The 17,489-nt window shown below is 45.5% G+C and carries 11 protein-coding genes and 2 pseudogenes; 8 read left to right on the top strand and 5 right to left on the bottom strand.

Translation table 11 applies throughout. The annotated features are described in order from the left end of the window. The first annotated feature begins 8 nt into the window (after positions 1-8). The 8 genes and pseudogenes from DWB79_RS09680 to DWB79_RS09650 all read left to right on the top strand — a co-directional run bounded on the left by DWB79_RS09680 (position 9) and on the right by DWB79_RS09650 (position 7,609). Positions 9-1,448, top strand: coding sequence for a C69 family dipeptidase (locus tag DWB79_RS09680; RefSeq protein WP_016523858.1), 1,440 nt, complete (start codon positions 9-11; stop codon positions 1,446-1,448). A 358-nt stretch (positions 1,449-1,806) separates the two neighbouring features. Then, positions 1,807-1,962: pseudogene (locus DWB79_RS09675) on the top strand (ATP-binding cassette domain-containing protein); the annotation flags it as partial. A 192-nt stretch (positions 1,963-2,154) separates the two neighbouring features. Further along, positions 2,155-2,340, top strand: a complete 186-nt coding sequence (locus tag DWB79_RS09670; RefSeq protein ID WP_016523856.1) for a hypothetical protein — start codon at positions 2,155-2,157, stop codon at positions 2,338-2,340. Further along, a pseudogene (locus DWB79_RS12125) lies at positions 2,337-2,465 on the top strand (InlB B-repeat-containing protein); the annotation flags it as partial. The gene DWB79_RS09670 and the pseudogene DWB79_RS12125, both read left to right, overlap by 4 nt. Before the next feature lie 45 nt (positions 2,466-2,510). Beyond that, a complete protein-coding gene (locus DWB79_RS09665; protein ID WP_016523855.1) occupies positions 2,511-4,316 on the top strand; it encodes a leucine-rich repeat domain-containing protein in 1,806 nt (601 codons plus the stop codon). Between the two features lie 959 nt (positions 4,317-5,275). Further along, entirely contained in the window at positions 5,276-5,515 is a 240-nt protein-coding gene (locus DWB79_RS09660; RefSeq protein ID WP_016523854.1) for a hypothetical protein, read from the top strand. A 222-nt stretch (positions 5,516-5,737) separates the two neighbouring features. Next, entirely contained in the window at positions 5,738-6,607 is an 870-nt protein-coding gene (locus DWB79_RS09655) for an Rpn family recombination-promoting nuclease/putative transposase (protein WP_016523853.1), read from the top strand. Positions 6,608-6,859: 252 nt separating this feature from the next. Further along, entirely contained in the window at positions 6,860-7,609 is a 750-nt protein-coding gene (locus DWB79_RS09650; protein WP_016523852.1) for an ABC transporter ATP-binding protein, read from the top strand. A 46-nt stretch (positions 7,610-7,655) separates the two neighbouring features. Here DWB79_RS09650 and DWB79_RS09645 read toward each other — a convergent pair whose 3' ends face one another. From DWB79_RS09645 to DWB79_RS09625, 5 genes are all read right to left on the bottom strand, one after another. Further along, positions 7,656-11,117, bottom strand: coding sequence for an LPS-assembly protein LptD (locus DWB79_RS09645; protein WP_016523851.1), 3,462 nt, complete (start codon positions 11,115-11,117; stop codon positions 7,656-7,658). Positions 11,118-11,137: 20 nt separating this feature from the next. Further along, positions 11,138-14,020 carry an excinuclease ABC subunit UvrA gene (uvrA, locus tag DWB79_RS09640; protein WP_016523850.1) on the bottom strand — a complete coding sequence of 961 codons (2,883 nt, stop codon included), beginning with the start codon at positions 14,018-14,020 and terminating at the stop codon, positions 11,138-11,140. Positions 14,021-14,040: 20 nt separating this feature from the next. Continuing rightward, positions 14,041-14,784 (bottom strand): 2,3-diphosphoglycerate-dependent phosphoglycerate mutase, encoded by a 744-nt coding sequence (gene gpmA, locus DWB79_RS09635; protein ID WP_016523849.1) that lies wholly within the window; start codon positions 14,782-14,784, stop codon positions 14,041-14,043. Positions 14,785-14,931: 147 nt separating this feature from the next. Beyond that, positions 14,932-16,506, bottom strand: coding sequence for a 1,4-alpha-glucan branching protein domain-containing protein (locus tag DWB79_RS09630; protein WP_016523848.1), 1,575 nt, complete (start codon positions 16,504-16,506; stop codon positions 14,932-14,934). A gap of 190 nt (positions 16,507-16,696) precedes the next feature. Continuing rightward, the gene (locus tag DWB79_RS09625; RefSeq protein WP_016523847.1) at positions 16,697-17,419 is read right to left on the bottom strand and encodes a DUF4912 domain-containing protein; all 723 of its coding nucleotides are present in this window, start codon (positions 17,417-17,419) and stop codon (positions 16,697-16,699) included. Positions 17,420-17,489 lie beyond the last annotated feature (70 nt).

Raw genomic sequence — 17,489 nt, 5'->3', positions numbered from 1 at the left:
TACATTATATGAACAACACACATCATCAATCTTGTACCACCATATTGGTGGGTAAAAAGGCCTCAGTTGACGGTTCGGTGATGATTGCCCGTAACGAGGACTTTCACGAAGCGGTTTCGGTTAAGCTGTTTACCGTGATGCCTGCAAGCGAGGTAAAAAACCGTACTTATACGTCGAAGAACACCGGCGTTACCGTTGCGCTGCCGGAGAAGGCGCTCCGCTGTACTTCTACGCCTCAGGCATTTCAGCTGCTGAAGGGCGATGAAGGAGAATACGGAGAAGCAGGCATCAACGAAAAGAATATTGCCGTCAGCTCCACCGAAAGCGTATACGGCAACCCGCGCGTACTTGCGTTTGATCCGCTCGTGCCGGATGGCATCGGAGAAGATGCCATCCACAACATCGTAGCGCCGTTTATCAATTCCGCGCGGGAAGGGGTCGCCTTTTTAGGAAAATTGATTGCGCAGTACGGTTCGGCGGAAGGCAACGGTATCCTGTTTGCCGATGCGGACGAAGCATGGTATATGGAAATCCCGTGCGGACATTACTGGGTCGCGCAGCGCATCCCTGACGACTGCTATGCGGTTGCGCCCAATCAGGTCTGTATCGAAACCATCGATTTTTCAAACGAGCGTGATTTTATGTGGGCGGACGGTATTCAGGCATTTGTCGAAGCGCATAAGCTCAATCCCGACCGCGCAGGTTTTAACTTCCGGCATATTTTCGGTACCTCAACCGAGAAAGACCGTGTGTACAACACGCCGCGCGCATGGTTCGCGCAAAAATACCTAAACCCCGAAATAGAGCAAAGCCCCGTATCCAACGATATCCCCTTTATCAGAAAGGCGAGCAGGTTGATTTCGGTAGAAGATGTTCAGTATATCCTGAGTTCGCATTACAACGAAACCGTCTACGATCCGCTCGGTAAGGCGGGAACCGATTACGAAAAAACACGGTTTAGAGGCATCTCCCTTTCCCGCACGGCGGAATCCCATATTCTCCAGCTGCGTCCCGGCGTACCGGAAGGCATGGCTGCTATCCAGTGGCTCGCATTCGGCACCACCGCCTTTACCCCCTATGTGCCGTTTTTTACCAATATCAACGACACGCCGAAAATCTATAAAAAAAAGACGGCGACCGTTTCGCTCGAAAACGCCTATTGGCTGTTTAAAATCCTCGGATTCCTGACCGAAAGCCGCTATCCGGCATTCCGCGATGCAAATACAACCTATCTGAACGAGATGCAAACCTACGGGTTTAAACGAGTCTATGAGGTTACCGAAGCTGGCAAAGCCCTAACCGGAGAAAAACTGACCGAATTCCTTACCGCAGAAAACGAAAAGACCGCCGCTTACGTCATTAAAAAGACCAAAGACCTGATCGCGCAGCTGATGCTGGAATCATTTAACTACTCAAAGCTCAGCTTCAAAATGGATAAAAACCTGTAAAAACTCAGGGCAAACGCATCAGACGCTTTTAAAATTTCCCCGCAAAATCAGGAAGCTGTTCAAGCAGAGTTGAACCTCTTCGCGGTTCAAATGCTTGCCCAACCTCCTGATTTTGCGATTTATATTTACTCGTCTAAAGCGTTTGCCCTTTTTCTGAAAAAAATTGTGCAAAATTTTAGATAAAATTTTGCACAAATGGAAGGTTTATTTTCAGCCGCTGAAATAGCGCGGCTGAAAAACACGGCGAGTTTGCTTAACGCAAACTCGCTTATTAACGTATGCGCGTTCCGCGCACCAATGCAGCAGTTTCCAAAGTTCACACTTTGTTCAACTGTTGCATTTTAGGGAAGGTAAAAATATGCTTACGATACGGAATGTTTCAAAAACGTATGGACGGTCGGCGGGAAAGGCGGTTGATAACCTCTCTTTTGAGGCGAAAACTGGAGAGATTTTCGGCTTTTTGGGGCCGAACGGGGCGGGAAAAACGACGACCATCAAAATGACCACCGGTGTTACGATCTTTTACTGTAACCATGGTTCTTTTTAAGCAACCAGAGTTCTTTTTTCATTAAAATTGCTTTATTAAGAAGATTTTTTCTATCATACATACTATCATACATAATGGATAATTGTTAATTGATAATGCGTAATGGGTAATTTGTAATTACACATCACCAATTACCCATTAAAAAGACAGGAGGTTTATATGACAAAATTGAGAACCGGCAAAAAGGCGCACACCTTGAGAGGAGCCGCGGCGCTCATCATAGCTGCATTTTTGACACTGCTTTTTACCGGCTGCCCCAATGCAAACGGAAATAAGCCGGTAACGGCCAAATACAAGGTAACCTTTAACGTAGACGGGGGGGGGGCACCCTTACCGCAAAGATAGGTGAAACGGAAATAAAAACTGATACTACCGTCGAACAAGGCAAAACTGTAACCTTTACCGCAACGCCTGACACGGGTTACAAAGTAAAGGGCTGGACGCTTGACGGCAAACCGGTAAACGGCGCCGACAATTCTTATCAGCTTAAAATTGAGAAAGCGGTAACCGTAAAGGTGAGCTTTGAAAAACTCCCGCCCGGCAAAGCCTCGTATACGGTAAAACACTATCAGGAAAAAATAGAAGGCGGCTATCCTGCAGAACCGGCAGAAAGCGAAAATCAAAACGGCACGGTAGGAGCCAACGCCGCATACACGGCAAAAAACTACACAGGCTTTACCTACAAGTCTGCGCTTACCAAAGTAAACAACACCGTACAGACAGAAGGTACGATAAATGCTGACAGCAGCACCGTCGTAGAACTCTATTACGAGCGCAATACGGTGAACGTAACCTTTAAACTTGCAAGCGGCAATGTCAGCGGCAATACGGCCGATATCATAAAAACAGGCAAATACGGAACAGCCTTGACCGCACCCGCTCCCGAACGAGAGGGTTACGCTTTTAAAGGATGGTCTCCCGCTCCGCCGTCCCCTTTAGCATTCCCCGCCATAAATACGGAATACACGGCACAGTGGAAGATAAACAAATACCCCGTAACCTTCAACGTAGACGGCGCCGGAGGCACGCTTAAAGCAACGGCGGACGGCGTAGCGGAAACGGAGATGAGTCCCATAGCCGTTGAGCACGGCAAAACCGTAGCCTTTATCGCAACGCCGGCCACTGGTTATCGTGTAAAGGGTTGGACGCTTGACGGAACAGCCATCGCCGAAGCAGGCACAAACACGGAATACACGCTTACTGTAACAAAGCCTGCCGCCGTTACCGTAAGCTTTGAGCCAAAAAAAGCCCTCCTCACCCTTGAGGCAGGCAAAAACACCGTCAAAGTGAAGGCAAAGACAGCTGACGGCAAGCCCATAACTGTGGAAGGCTGCACCGTAACCGAGCTTGCAAACGAGGCGGAAACCACACTGACCGCAAAAGTGGCGGGAACACAAATTGCCCTAATAGGAGAGCTCACCGAGCTTAACTGTAGAGGCTCAGAAGACACTAGCAATAGATCGCTGGTTGCCCTTGACGTGTCAGGATGCACTGCCTTGCAAAAGCTTGACTGTGCCAAAAACCAGCTCACCGCCCTTGACGTGCAAGGCTTAAAGGATTTGCAAGAGCTTAACTGCAGAAGCAATCAGATACCTGAGCTTGACGTGCACGGCTTAACCGCATTGCAAAAGCTGGAGTGCCAAGGCAATAAGATTACCGCCCTTAACGTGCAGGGCTTAACTGCTTTGAAAGAGCTTGACTGCCAAAGCAATAAGGAGCTTACCGCCCTTCACGTGCACGGCTGTACCGCCTTGCAAAAGCTTAACTGCCGGTTCAATAAGCTCACCGCCCTTGACGTGTCAGGCTTAACCGCATTGCAAGAGCTTGACTGCCAAAGCAATCAGCTCAAGACCCTTAACGTGCAAGGCTTAACTGCATTGCAAAAGCTTTACTGCGATGACAATCAGCTTGCCGACCTTGATGTGTCAGGCTTAACTGCTTTGCAAGAACTTATCTGCCACACCAATCAGCTTACTACCCTTAACGTGCAAGGCTTAACTAAATTACAACAGCTGTACTGCTCCAATAATCAGCTCACTGCCCTCAACGTGCAAAGTTGCACCGCTTTGAAAAAGCTGGAATGCTACAAAAATAAGCTTAATGCCGATGCCTTCACAAAGCTCTTTAACGATTTGCCGGCACGTGAGGTAAGCGACAAGGCAAAGGCTCTGCTTTATGCCGACCGAGCAGGCGTTACCGAAGAGAACTGCAAAGACTTCAGCACTCCCGAAAGCCTTAAAAAAGCCTTTGAGAACGCAAGAGATGTAAAGCACTGGAAGATGCAAAAAGCGAATCACTTCGGATTCGGGGAAGACATTTAAGAGAATGGGGAATTGGGGATGTCTCAAAAGTTGGTTACTTTTTGGACATCGTCATCAGCATAGCTGATAGCGAGTTTAAAATTAAGTCAACGTCAAGAAATTGACCTCCATGTCAATTTCTTGACTGCAAGTTTTCTTGTGAAAACTTGCTTCTGCTTAGTTCCACTGCCATCCGTGGCAGCTTTGCAAAACGGACATGGATGGCAGTGGTTTGCCTCAGTAGTGATGTTTTGGCTTTGCCGAAACTCGCCGATGAAAAATGTACAAGGAGGTACATTTTTCATCACAACATCGCATCTAAATCTAAGGAAACTGTCCAAAAACTGTTTCGCCATCCGCTTTAGCGGATATAATGAATAATTTCCTTACAGAAAAAGCCGATAGGCTTTCAGTTTTTGGACAGCCCCGGCCGCTTTCGCGTTGGAGAAAACTTCGACTCGGGGGCGGTTTTTTTGTAAGTATAGGAGGTATCGTTCATAATTCCTTTAAAGATCTACTAATTTATGGTATATTCTTTCCAGCGTACATCCTTGTACGCTGGAAAGAGCGAGTTTCGGCTTTGGCCGAAACATCGCTACTGTTGAGAACCACCGCCGTCCGTGGCGGTTCTGAAAAGCCTTTTGGAAATAGATGGTGTAGATACAAGGAGTTAGGCAAAAAAGTACCGCAGGCACGTTAAAAAATATACATCCGTGTATATTTTTTAACTGCGAGTTTAGCCTTACGTCTAAACTCGTTGCTGACTTACACCACGGACATCCGTGTCCGTTCTGACACGTTGAGGATGTTCAGTAGCGGCATCCATGACGGTCCTGAAACGCCTTTTGCAAATAGGCGGAGCAGATGCTAGGAACTTAGCCGAAATAAAGCGGAGACGTATCGGGTATACGTTGAGCATTTATTTCGGCGTAGTGACAACGCAGATGCCCGCATATTTGCGAAAGAGGAGGTAATAAATATTGTTAATAGCCGAATATGATTATGAAACAGATATTGCAGTACAGCGAGCCGAAGAACATGAAATCGCCTTTGCCGAAGGCATTGAACGAGGTATTGAGCAAGGTATTGAACAAGGTTTTTCAGAAGGCTCATACCAAACGAAGCGTGAAACGGCCGTAGCATTTAAGCGCCTTGGAATCGACATTGCTAAAATAGCCGAAGGAACAGGTCTTTCTGTTGAAGAAATCGAAAAGCTTTAGAAGTGCGCAGTAATCAATCGGTGATAGGTAAACAATGGATAATTGATAATTCCTTTAATTGGTAATGGGTAATTATGGAAACCACACCAGAGGGATTTTTTATGCTATGGTTGTTATAAAAAAACACCATAGCAACCGTTTTAACTCAACAATTCCATTTCAAAATCCTATTTCAAAATCCTATAATCTGTGCTATAATACCGCTTGTGAGAGTAAACCGCTATGACTACAGCAAACAGAAAATACAAAGATTCGGTATTTGTTGACCTATTCAGTGAAGATGAAAAGGCTAAAGAAAACTTTTTATCTCTTTACAATGCCTTGCATCATACTAATTTACCGCTTTCCTGTCCTGTAGAAAATATAAGGCTTGATAATATAATGTACATGAACATTATTAATGATGTTTCCTGCCTTGTAGACGATAAGATTATTGTATTGGCAGAACATCAATCGACAATAAACGAGAATATGCCCTTACGCTTTTTACAATACATCGCAAGACTGTATGAAAAACTGCAAAAACCAACCGACAGGTATTTAAGAACACTATCAAAAATACCGACACCTGAGTTCTATGTATTTTACAATGGCATAGAAGATTATCCGGAAACGATAACGCTCAAACTATCCGATGCTTTTATTACAAAACCTGAACAGGTACCACTGGAGCTGACAGTACGGGTACTGAATATAAATAAAGATAAAGGCGGCGAAATACTCAAGACGTGTAAAACGCTCGACGAATACAGCCTTTTTGTAGAAGAAGTGAGAATCCAAACACAACTCGACCCTGAAAACGGCTTTACTAATGCGGTAAAAATATGTATAGAAAAAGGCATCTTAAAAGAATACCTACAAAGAAAGGCACGGGAGGTAATCAACATGTTAATAGCCGAATATGACTATGATACGGATATTGCAGTACAGAGAGAAGAAGCAGGCAGAATAGCTTTTGCCCAAGGAATATCTCAAGGTTCCCGCCAAAAAGCATTCGAAACGGCAAAACTAATGAAGCTTGAAGCTTTTGATATTGATATGATTACAAAGATGACCGGTCTCTCCCATGAAGAAATAGAAGACCTGAACTAATTCATAATTCTTAATTTAATTACCCATTACCAATTATTAAAAGAGGGGGTAGCGGAGGATACTTGCCGCCGCTTGTACCAAAAAGAAGCAAGATTTGAGGGGAACCGAAAATCCTTGCTCCGATACGACAGAGAAGGCGGCAAGAGCCGGAGCTCAGGGGGAGACTTCCCCCACCTTATAGATAGCACAGTATACAGTAATTACAAATTACACATTAACCATTACAAATTATCAATTAACTAAGGTGGCAAGATGCTTACAATACGAAATGTTTCAAAAACGTATGGACGGTCGGCGGGAAAGGCGGTTGATAACCTCTCTTTTGAGGCGAAAACTGGAGAGATTTTCGGCTTTTTGGGGCCGAACGGAGCGGGAAAAACGACGACCATCAAAATGATCACCGGTGTCATTGCGCCCGATTCGGGGGATATTCTCATCGGCGGTACCGATATACTGAAATATCCGCTGGAAGCAAAGCGGAAAATCGGGTATGTAACGGACAATCCCGAAGTGTTTGTGCAGTTTAAGGCGCTCGAATACCTCAACTTTGTGGCTGATGTGTACGGTGTTTCTACCGAAAAGCGGCAGAAGCGGATTGCGGAGTATACCGCGCTTTTTGAAATCGATACGGTACTGAACACGCGCATCGCAAGTTTTTCGCACGGAATGAAGCAAAAGCTGCTCATTGCGGCAAGCCTTATCCACCAGCCGGAATTGTGGATTTTGGATGAACCCATTGTCGGGCTTGACCCTCAATCCGCGTTCCGCCTGAAAACTCTGATGCGGAGCTACGCCGATTCGGGAAAGACGGTGTTTTTTTCCACGCATATTATGGAAATTGCCGAAAAGGTATGCGATAAACTCGCGATTATCAACAAAGGGCAGATGCTGTTTTGCGGGTCGCTGCCTGAACTGCAAGCACAGCGCGGCACAAACGATTCGCTTGAGCATTTGTTTTTAACGATGACGGAAAGAGGCGCTTCAACTGTCGTTCCTTCGTAAAACAGCAGGCATCTTCTAAAAGCTAACCGTGTTTTTAGAAGATGCCCTATTGTATCGCGCCGCGTTCAACGGAGAATTTTCCTTCTTTCTTTTTCGCTTCAACTTTTATATCGCTAATGGGATTCCATGCTACGGCAAAGGTGATGGTCGGACTAAATTCATAATATTTACGGGAACCTGTATTCTTTACCTGAGGTTTAATTTCACAGTTGAGTTTTAATGTCCAATCCTTGAGATAGTGGGTAAAACCTATATCAAGCGATTGCAGTTTAAACCCTGAAGCTTCCCGTTTTGACCTATCCCAAAAATAAAATGACTGAGCCAAATCGGTAAGTACATTGGTATTACCGGGAATAACAACCGGCAAATTGAGTGCTTTTTGAAAATACCGCGCGATAACATCGTTTCTGCTTGATGAGCCAAAAGAAAAATCCCAAAATTCATGGATATTAAAAATGATCTTAGGTGCAAACGTAAAATAGCTGTCGGTAATACGGACTAAATTAAACTGTAAAGTTGACGACAATCCAAGCTGTATTTTGATACGGTTTTTCCATGCGTAAATAGTAAAAGGATTGGAAGTGTTGGAAAACGAAAATCCCAAAGCAAAGGGAATAAACCGTTTTTCCGTACCATTCAATACCCATCCGCTTCCCGGTACAAGCTTTTGCGGTACTTCCCTGCTTTGGGTATAAAAGGCGGAAATATATTTCCATCCAAAAGTGATATGCAGCCGCTCATTCTTTTTATCTTCAATATTATAAATATATGTCTGTGCCATTTTTATATCATAAGGCAAAGCCCAATTCAGTTCCATTTTAAACGGATCCCAAAACCATTTTTTCTTTGTTTTTTCTTTTTCAAACAGTTTTGTCGAAGCAGCCAAGGTTCCATAAGGAAATGACACATTGAGCGAAGTGCTATAGGCTTGCAGCAATGGAGGAAGGTTAACGGAAAAGGTGAGTTTTTGCGTATATTTTTCTGCAAGTATAACACCAAATACCGCCGAGCCAGTATGGGCAGTGATAAAATCTTTATTCCACTTTACCCTCTGTGTCTCCCATTTAGGATTACTATAAGTACCGGTAAATGTATTTTTTGCTAAAATTTCCGTGATACTCCAACTAAATGATATGGGTTTAAATAAATCGGTATACACAAAAGGATTGACGGTTACTGAGTTTTCATTCTTCAACGTGTACACATTCGATTTAAAGTTATTGAGTTCTAAAATCGGCTTTTTACTTACATCCCGTGTCCAAGGATGCCGCTGATAATTTCCTGAAATAATAAGGTTACTCGAAAGCGAAATAAGATTTTGCGAATAGGATAGCGTACCTCTTAAACCGGCGCTCCCCTTTAATTGATAATATCGCGATTCATAGTCCTTCCATTTTATGTCTTCGGGATTATGCCACTGCGAAGAAGCAAAGGTTGTTTCCTGTAATGCAGAAAAATCACCTGAATAACTGAGCGAATATGTGATACTATGATCGAATTCTTTGCCGTACACCGGTTTAAACACCGGAATAAAAGTATCAAGAAATTCCATTTTGTCTTTTTTTTGATTTTCTGCCTGTGCCGAATTAGCATTTTCGGTTTCCGATGTTTCCGATGCTGTTTTATCTTGTGTTATAAACGGATGGGCGATACCTTCCACGTCGGGATTTTTTTTCACCGGCGCTTCATTAAACATAGTATTGGATAAAAGGGTTCCTGAAATTGAAATTTTTCCTTCCGGTTTAAAAAGTGACGGATAAAAGAAATCCTTCTGGGGAGCATGCAACTCTTCAGGAGTAACTGATTGCTTAGTTTTTGAAGAAAAATCAACGGTCAATGATGCTGTATCCAAATTAAAGGAAGAAATCCAAGGACTAATTTTCTTAAATGACGGCCGTATTGAGCTATTTATTTTCCAAGAAAAGGAGGTTTCACGTCCAATATCAGCTCCTTTTGCTAAATTTTCTTTGTTCAAAAGATAATTAAACCAATTCATATCCTCCGATCGGTCAAAAAAATCTTTCTTAAAATAAGGGTCGGAAATAAAGGGCATATTTATCGAAAGTTGAAACGGTGCCTGCGAAATTCCAAAATTGATATGTGCTCTGTACCGAAACGGTACCTGCATTCCCATAAAAAAGCTTTTATTGTAATGTCTTTTTCCATGTGTATCATAGGTACTATGTGAAATACCGCCACTGCCGACTCTATTCAGAGGAAAGAGTGTTCGAGACATCCCAAAAAAAAGTGAAAAATCAAGCTGTCTAATCGGCGTATTTTTAGGGACTGTCTTTCCGTCTATGCCGATTAAACCGCCGAGCTGTGAATAAGTATCTGCAATGAGTTTAATATATGCAGGGCTGATATCGGTCGCATCTTCTTCCATATTCTTAAAAAACAACCCAATCCGTTCTTGTTTTTTAAGCCGATCGCTTTTCATAAAATTAGAGAATGAACCGGATTTCTTTGAATCGGTATCGAGTGGTTTCCGGCCAAGTAAATACGTTGTCGTTTGTACAAAGTACCCTTCCCTATTGCGAAAACCGAACACGGGGTGGAAAAGCATTTCATCGGCAGGATGATAAAAAAATGGTAGATACAATATCGGTACAATTCCAATGGAGAAATAACCGTTAGCAAAAGCCAGTTCATTACCCGGCAACATCCAAATCCGGCTTGCGCGGATAGACCACAGCGGTTCTTCGTCCGGATCGGGATTTGTGCTTAGTACGGCATCTTTAAATCCTGTTGCACCGCTCGAATCGCGTCCGACTGTTGCCGATTGAATAGTAAAAGGGTTTTGACCTTGTTTCCGAGGTGCCTGTTTAATCGTACCGTCGAGGAATATACCTTCCATTTCATCGATATTAAATAACAATAATTCGCCGATAAATTCTTCTGCGCCATCGGAACCACCGGTCTTTCTGCTATACCGGACATTCCCTTCCGCCTCAATCGTATTTTCGGAGCGGTTATACACCAACTTATCCGCCTCAATCGTAGAAACGGAGGAGCCTTCTTTTACCGAAAGCGAAACGCCGCCGGTAAACACAATAATATTGTCTTTTTTTTCTTCAACAGCCTTTTGAGCCTCTTCGGTTGTTACCTGAGTTTGAGTATCAGATGTGTTTTCTGTGTCATTGGTTCGTTCTTCCGGAGATTCCGCATCTATCCTACCGGCAGATATATCGGCTGCGGATTGCTTACCGGCATCCGCTTGCTTTGCAGCAGCATCCGCAGTAGGTACCTCTGCCCGAGATGATGCTTGAGGAGAAGCTGCACTCCCCCCGTTTCCTTGGTCTGTTTTATCTTCGCTGCTATTTGTATCCGCTTTCTCATCGCTTTTATCCGGTTTAGTACCATACTGCGCCTTATTCTCTTTTTTGAACACCTCCATGATGCGCACGGAATTGATGGTAATAACCTTAGGCTCTTTCGCGATCTGCGCATAGAGAGAAGAGAGAATGAATAAAAAAAGAAAAAAAACGGAAACAAGCGACTTTTTCATTATAATGTTGTCTATAAAAACTATGAACTTTTTTGCCGATGTCGGTCAAGCATCTCTTTAATGTAAAATCCCGTGTAGGACTTTTTCACTTCGGCAACTTCTTCCGGCGTGCCTTCTGCGATAACGGTACCTCCGCGGGAACCTCCTTCCGGACCAAGGTCGATGATATGATCGGCTTGTAGGATGACATCGAGATTGTGCTCGATCATTAGGGCGGTATTACCCTGATCCACCAGCCGCTGAATAACCTCCATCAGTTGTTTAACATCAGCAAAATGCAGTCCCGTTGTCGGCTCGTCCAAAATATAGAGCGTTTTCCCCGTCGAGCGCTTGGAAAGCTCGTGCGCCAGTTTAACCCGCTGCGCTTCGCCGCCCGACAGCGTAAGCGCCGACTGCCCGAGGCGGATATAGCCGAGCCCTACCGAAAGGAGGGTTTGCATTTTGCGGGCGATCTGCGGCACGGGAGCAAAGAACTCGGCGGCTTCTTCGATGGTCATTTCGAGCACGTCGGAGATGTTCTTCCCCTTGTACCGGACATCGAGCGTTTCTTTGTTAAACCGCTTGCCGCGGCACACATCGCAGGTGATATACACATCGGGTAAAAAGTTCATTTCGATTGCGATAGCGCCGTCGCCTTGACAGTGCTCGCAGCGGCCGCCCCGCACATTAAACGAAAAGCGTCCCGGCTTATAGCCCCGTGCTTTGGCTTCCGGCAAGTTTGCAAACAAGTCACGAATCGCAGTAAACACCTCTACATAAGTCGCAGGATTCGAGCGGGGCGTTCTGCCGATCGGGCTTTGATCGATATTAATAACCTTATCGATATGCTCAAGACCTTTTATCTTTTTGTATGCACCCTCCGGCAAGCCGCTGCGCATCAGCGCATTGGATACGGCGGGGTACAGTACATCCGAAAGGAGCGTGGACTTTCCCGAACCGGAAACGCCGGTGATGCAGGTAAAGGCTCCGAGGGGGATGGAAACCGAAACATTCTTTAAATTATGCTCGGTTACTCCCTGCAAAGTTAAAAAGGCGCCGTTTCCTTTCCGACGTTCCGCAGGAAGTTCCATGCAGAGGGTTCCCGCAAGGTACTGACCGGTAAGGCTTTCCTTTACCTGCATCACCTCGTCGGGTGTACCCGCCGCTACAACAGCGCCGCCATGTACCCCTGCGCCCGGGCCTAGGTCTACGATGTAGTCGGCGACGCGGAGGGTTTGCTCGTCGTGTTCTACTACGATGAGCGTATTGCCGAGGTTGCGCAGGTACAGCAGCGTATCGATCAGCCGCTGATTATCCCGCTGGTGCAGTCCGATGGACGGTTCATCGAGAATGTACAGCACCCCGATTAAGCTGGAGCCGATTTGGGTTGCAAGCCGTATCCGCTGCGATTCCCCACCGGACAGCGTCGCTGCCTTCCGTTCAAGGGTGATGTAGTCAAGCCCCACGTTTTTCATAAATTGGAGGCGGGAGGTTATCTCTTTTAGAATTTGGTGCGCGATGGTCTTTTCCGTAGCGGTCAGCTTGAGCTTTTCAAAAAACGTAATTGAATCGCCGACGGAAAGGCTGCTTAACTCGTAAATATTTTTACCGCCGACGGTAACGGCCAAGGCTTCGGGCTTTAAACGCTTACCGCCGCAGTGTTCGCACGTCGTAACCGCCATGTATTTTTCATAGGATTCCCGCTGCGCTGCCGAATACGCTTCGTTATACCGGCGCTGCATGTCAGCATAGATGCCGAGCCATGGACGGCGGTACTTTGACTTACCCGACCCGTCCTGCCGTTCGTACACAAATTCAATCGGTTCAAGGCCGGAACCATCCATGATAATCTTTAAATCTTTTTTTGATAAATCTTTTACCGGTGTGTCGAGTGAAAAACCGAAGCGGCGGGCAAGCGACTCAAAGCGAGTGCGGTTCCACGCAGAATCAGGATTGTAGGGCAAGAACGCCCCCTCGTTAAAGGACAGCGAGGTATCGGGAACCATCAGCTTAAAGTCGAAACGCTGCTTATGCCCCAATCCGGTACACTCGGGGCAAGCGCCGTAAGGGTTGTTAAACGAAAAAAGGCGCGGCTGCAAATCCGGCATCGAAATACCGCAGTCGGGACAGGCATTTTTTTGCGAAAAGAACACTTCCGTTATCGGATCATCCGCAGTCTTTTGCCGTAACGCTATCAGCGTCCCACCGGAACTTTCCAACGCAGTTTCCACCGACTCCGAAAGCCGTTTGCGGACATCGGCAGACAGCTGAATACGGTCGACGACAATCTCTATGGTGTGTTTTTTTTGTTTATCGAGCTTAACGCCGTCTTCCAAATTAACCGTCAGTCCGTCGATGCGCGCACGGAGAAAACCCGCCTTTTGGGCGTCTTCGATAATCTTCTGGTGTTCACCCTTCTTGCCTTTGATAATCGGCGCGAGGATTTGAACACGGGTACGGTCTTCCCAGCTCATAATCGCATCGATAATTTGATCGACCGTTTGCTCCTGAATCTCTTTCCCGCACTGCGGACAATGCGGATGCCCCGTTCGGGCATACAGGAGGCGGTAGTAGTCATAAATTTCCGTTACCGTGCCGACCGTCGAGCGCGGATTACGGTGCGTAGTCTTTTGTTCTATGGAAATAGCCGGAGACAAGCCTTCGATATAATCGACATCGGGTTTATCCATACGGTCTAAGAACTGCCGCGCATACGCCGAAAGGGATTCCACATACCGCCGCTGCCCCTCGGCAAAGATGGTATCAAAGGCAAGGGAGCTTTTTCCCGAACCGGAAAGCCCCGACACCACAATAAGCTTGTCGCGGGGCAGCTCCACATCGATATTTTTCAGATTGTGCTCGCGCGCACCTTTAACGATGAGTTTATTGGCGTGCGCACGGTTCTGTACTTCATTTTCTTGCATGATAAAGATTAAATTAACGCTTATTTCGCCTTGCCTTGGTTCGCAACGGCGTTTATCTTGGCATTGATTTTTTCCTGATCTCCCAAATAGACCTTGCTCACCACATTAAAATTAGTATCAAATTCATAGACAAGCGGAACACCCGTCGGCAAATTCACTTGAATAATCTCTTCATCGCTGAGGTGCTCAAAGTATTTAATAAGCGCACGGAGCGAATTTCCGTGGGCGGCAATCAGTACGCGCTTACCTGCCAGCATATCCCTTTTAATTACCGATTCAAAATACGGAACAGCTCGTGCAATCGTATCTTTCAGGCTTTCGGTACGGGGCAGTTCCGCTTTGTCGATGCCGCGGTATGCAGTTTGGAGATACGGACAGCGCGTATCATTTTCGGCGAGGATGGGCGGCGCAATATCGAAGGAACGGCGCCAAATTTTCACCTGCGCTTCTCCGTATTTTTCAGCTGTTTCAGCCTTGTTCAGTCCTTGCAAATCGCCGTAATGCCGTTCGTTCAGCTTCCATGTTTTAACGACGGGAAGCCAGTTGCGATCAAGTTCGTCCAATACGAATTGCAGCGTATGAATCGCCCGTTTTAAGTATGAGGTATAGCAGATATCAAAGTCAAAACCGGCAGCGGCAAGCGCCTTTCCGCCTTCCTTGGCTTCCTCTACACCCTTGTCCGACAGTTCCACATCAGTCCAACCGGTAAACAGGTTCAACTTGTTCCATTCGCTTTCGCCATGACGTATAAGCACTAATTTCATTTCTTACTCCCATAAAAACTTTTGCAGGAAACATCAGTTTCCGAAAAAGGTTTTAGCCGTGCGCGTATTACGCGCACACGTAAATAATCGAGTTTGCTCATGCAAACTCGAGATAAAAAGCTCCGACGCTATTTTAGGAGGAGCTTTTTATCGTACCCCATAAAAACGGTAATTCATCTCCGAAAATATCGGATATTCTTTTTCTCTTTTAATCAACCGGTCGGTACCGATCGAACCCGAACCGAGCGAATCATATACATCGGTAAAGGCATCAAGATGTTCTTCGCACTCCGCAGCGGCGTATTCTGCAGAGGTTTGAGCATCCACCATCAGCGGCCAATCCATTGACTGCGCAAGCAATAACTCTTTCGCTGCCATATTCAGCATCCGCTCTTTAAGACCTTGGTCATCGGGGAAACGTCCTGCGAGGTCAATCATCCGTTCGGTAGCCTTTTGAATGCGGGGAAACATCCAATCATTTGAGCTATTGATCAGTTCATCTGCATATCCGCTCGGCAGGTTGGAAGCATAAAAAGGATTAATGCTCTGTATCCGCCGCACTTTTTTCAGATATTCGGTAGGTAAGGCGCACTGCATATCGTGCCGCTGCGCAAGTTTGCGGAATACTGCTTCCAGCCACCACATTCCTTCCATCCATGTTTTGCCAAGAAATCGGAGCGGAAGCACGGAAACGGAGCATAACGGATCTGGCTCGATATCAAGCAATTCAGCAGCCTCCGTTAATACCGCATCACGGTTTGCGATGAACCGTTCGGCATCTTTTTCCGCCTGCAGTGCACCTACCGCTGCGTCATAGTCACCGCCGCCTCGCCGATGATAGCAAAATCCCGTTGCACGCCGCCCTTCTTTCACATCGAACAGGGGCGAAAGCGCTTCTCCGTCGAGTTCGAACCCCGCATCTTTATCCGTATCGAGGTAATCGGGGTGCAGATAAAAACCGGTTTCAGAATGTGCAATATCGGCGTATGCAGTACTGTCTTTTCCAAAAAAAGAAAGACCGCTTTCGCCCATTGCGGTGGAAAAGATACCGTTTACCGGCGGACGGTCGGCAAATAAAAAACTCTGGCTTTCCAATACGGTATAATCGAGACCATACGACTTGATAATGCTGTCTAATCCCGTATCATATCCCATTGACGGAAGCCAAAATCCTGCAGGCACCGCCGCAAAATCTTCCCGAAAACTACTAAGTCCTTGTTCAATCTGCATGGTAAGCGCTTCCGGCATATCCTGATAGAACGGAAAAAAGCATGGCGTTGCCGATGTTGCGAGCAGCTCAATATATCCTTTGTTGGCAAAGAAATTTATTCCGCTTAAAATATCTTTTTTATAACGGGTATGAAAATCTTCCCGATTAAGCGTTAAAAATTCAAGATACCGCCGGACAAGATCTTCCCGAGACGTTCCTGCTGCCCGCTTCAATTCCTGTTGCGCAAAAACGATATGCCGATCCAAATATGTACCATACCGTTTTTGACACAAAGGGGATTTCAACATTTCGCACAAAAGCGGAGAAATGACAAGCGCACACTTAAATGGAACGGCATTGGCATCCAAACGGTTGCACATCCGTAAAAACGGTAAAAAACCGTATGACAGCATCTCATATAACTGTGTCGCCTCAAGCGGCTCGTTCTCATCCTCATGACGAATATACGGTACGTGAGCATGAAAAATAAAAAGTAATGTCTTTTTAATCATCGGGTACCTCGAATATACTGTTCTTCGAACACAAGGCCGCTTAGGACTTGTACACAACTGAAGTTTTGTACAGTTTCCTTAGATTTATCTGCCATGCCTAAAATTAAGTCATTGCTATATAAAGACTTAATTTTAAATTCGTCTGGGATGGCGAAAAAGCAACCACCTTTTAAGACATCCCCAAGCTTTTTTATCTAAAGGCCTGCCGGTAATGCTGAAAGTGGGACTTCTTTAAAGCAGCCAATCCCGATAAACTGATTATCTTATTCACCGCATTTTGTGAAATGCAAAGCCGTTGCGGAATATTTTTCCGCTGCATGCCGACGATATTCGATTGTGCTAATATCTGTTCACGACCGTTCGTAAAATGAGCCATTAAATCGATACGATGCAAATATTCTTCAAAAGAGACATGCACATAGTGCCTGCGGTCATCCTTGAGCACCTGTATATCAAAAAAATCCAACGATTTTGAAGTATTCTCAGGATCGAGTGAATGCACTCGCAGTGAAAAAAAAGAAAAATCTTTCGCTTCCGTTAATTCGGTAAAAAGGCGTTTATGAAAATCCCAAAAGACAAAAAACCACAGCGGATTCTTTAAGATAACCCGTATTTCAGTCATGTTATAACTGTAGGTTGCCTCATGAGGTTTTATAGCCGCAACAATGGAATCACCACTGTATTCATCATTCGCAGTACCGTCATCAAGATCGAGCAATTCGCCAATCAAAAGATGCCGCGTCAAATCCGACGACAAAAACAGCCCATATTGGTCTGCCAATGCAAAAAGAGCATCCGTCGACAGTGTTTGCAAATAAGATCTGGTAAATTTCACCGCATTACCCATTAGGGCATCATCTAAAATATTCACCGTTATGTCAAGACTCAAGTCTTTTGAAAATATACGGCGCATCTACTTCGTTGCTGCGCACAAATTAATCCTCAACGTATCAAAGATACGCCTGCGGTTAATTTGTGCTTGC

Origin of the sequence: Treponema medium, assembly GCF_017161265.1 — a bacterium.
Lineage (GTDB): Bacteria > Spirochaetota > Spirochaetia > Treponematales > Treponemataceae > Treponema > Treponema medium.
Note: the sequence above shows the minus strand (reverse complement) of the source record. Positions and strands in the feature narration are given on the sequence as shown.

Coding starts and splice junctions, on each gene's coding strand:
- DWB79_RS09670 (WP_016523856.1), top strand. CDS start 2,155: ATGACAAAATTGAGAACCGGCAAAAAGGCGCACACCTTGAGAGGAGCC.
- DWB79_RS09630 (WP_016523848.1), bottom strand. CDS start 16,506: ATGATTAAAAAGACATTACTTTTTATTTTTCATGCTCACGTACCGTAT.
- DWB79_RS09680 (WP_016523858.1), top strand. CDS start 9: ATGAACAACACACATCATCAATCTTGTACCACCATATTGGTGGGTAAA.
- DWB79_RS09645 (WP_016523851.1), bottom strand. CDS start 11,117: ATGAAAAAGTCGCTTGTTTCCGTTTTTTTTCTTTTTTTATTCATTCTC.
- DWB79_RS09650 (WP_016523852.1), top strand. CDS start 6,860: ATGCTTACAATACGAAATGTTTCAAAAACGTATGGACGGTCGGCGGGA.
- uvrA (WP_016523850.1), bottom strand. CDS start 14,020: ATGCAAGAAAATGAAGTACAGAACCGTGCGCACGCCAATAAACTCATC.
- gpmA (WP_016523849.1), bottom strand. CDS start 14,784: ATGAAATTAGTGCTTATACGTCATGGCGAAAGCGAATGGAACAAGTTG.
- DWB79_RS09625 (WP_016523847.1), bottom strand. CDS start 17,419: ATGCGCCGTATATTTTCAAAAGACTTGAGTCTTGACATAACGGTGAAT.
- DWB79_RS09655 (WP_016523853.1), top strand. CDS start 5,738: ATGACTACAGCAAACAGAAAATACAAAGATTCGGTATTTGTTGACCTA.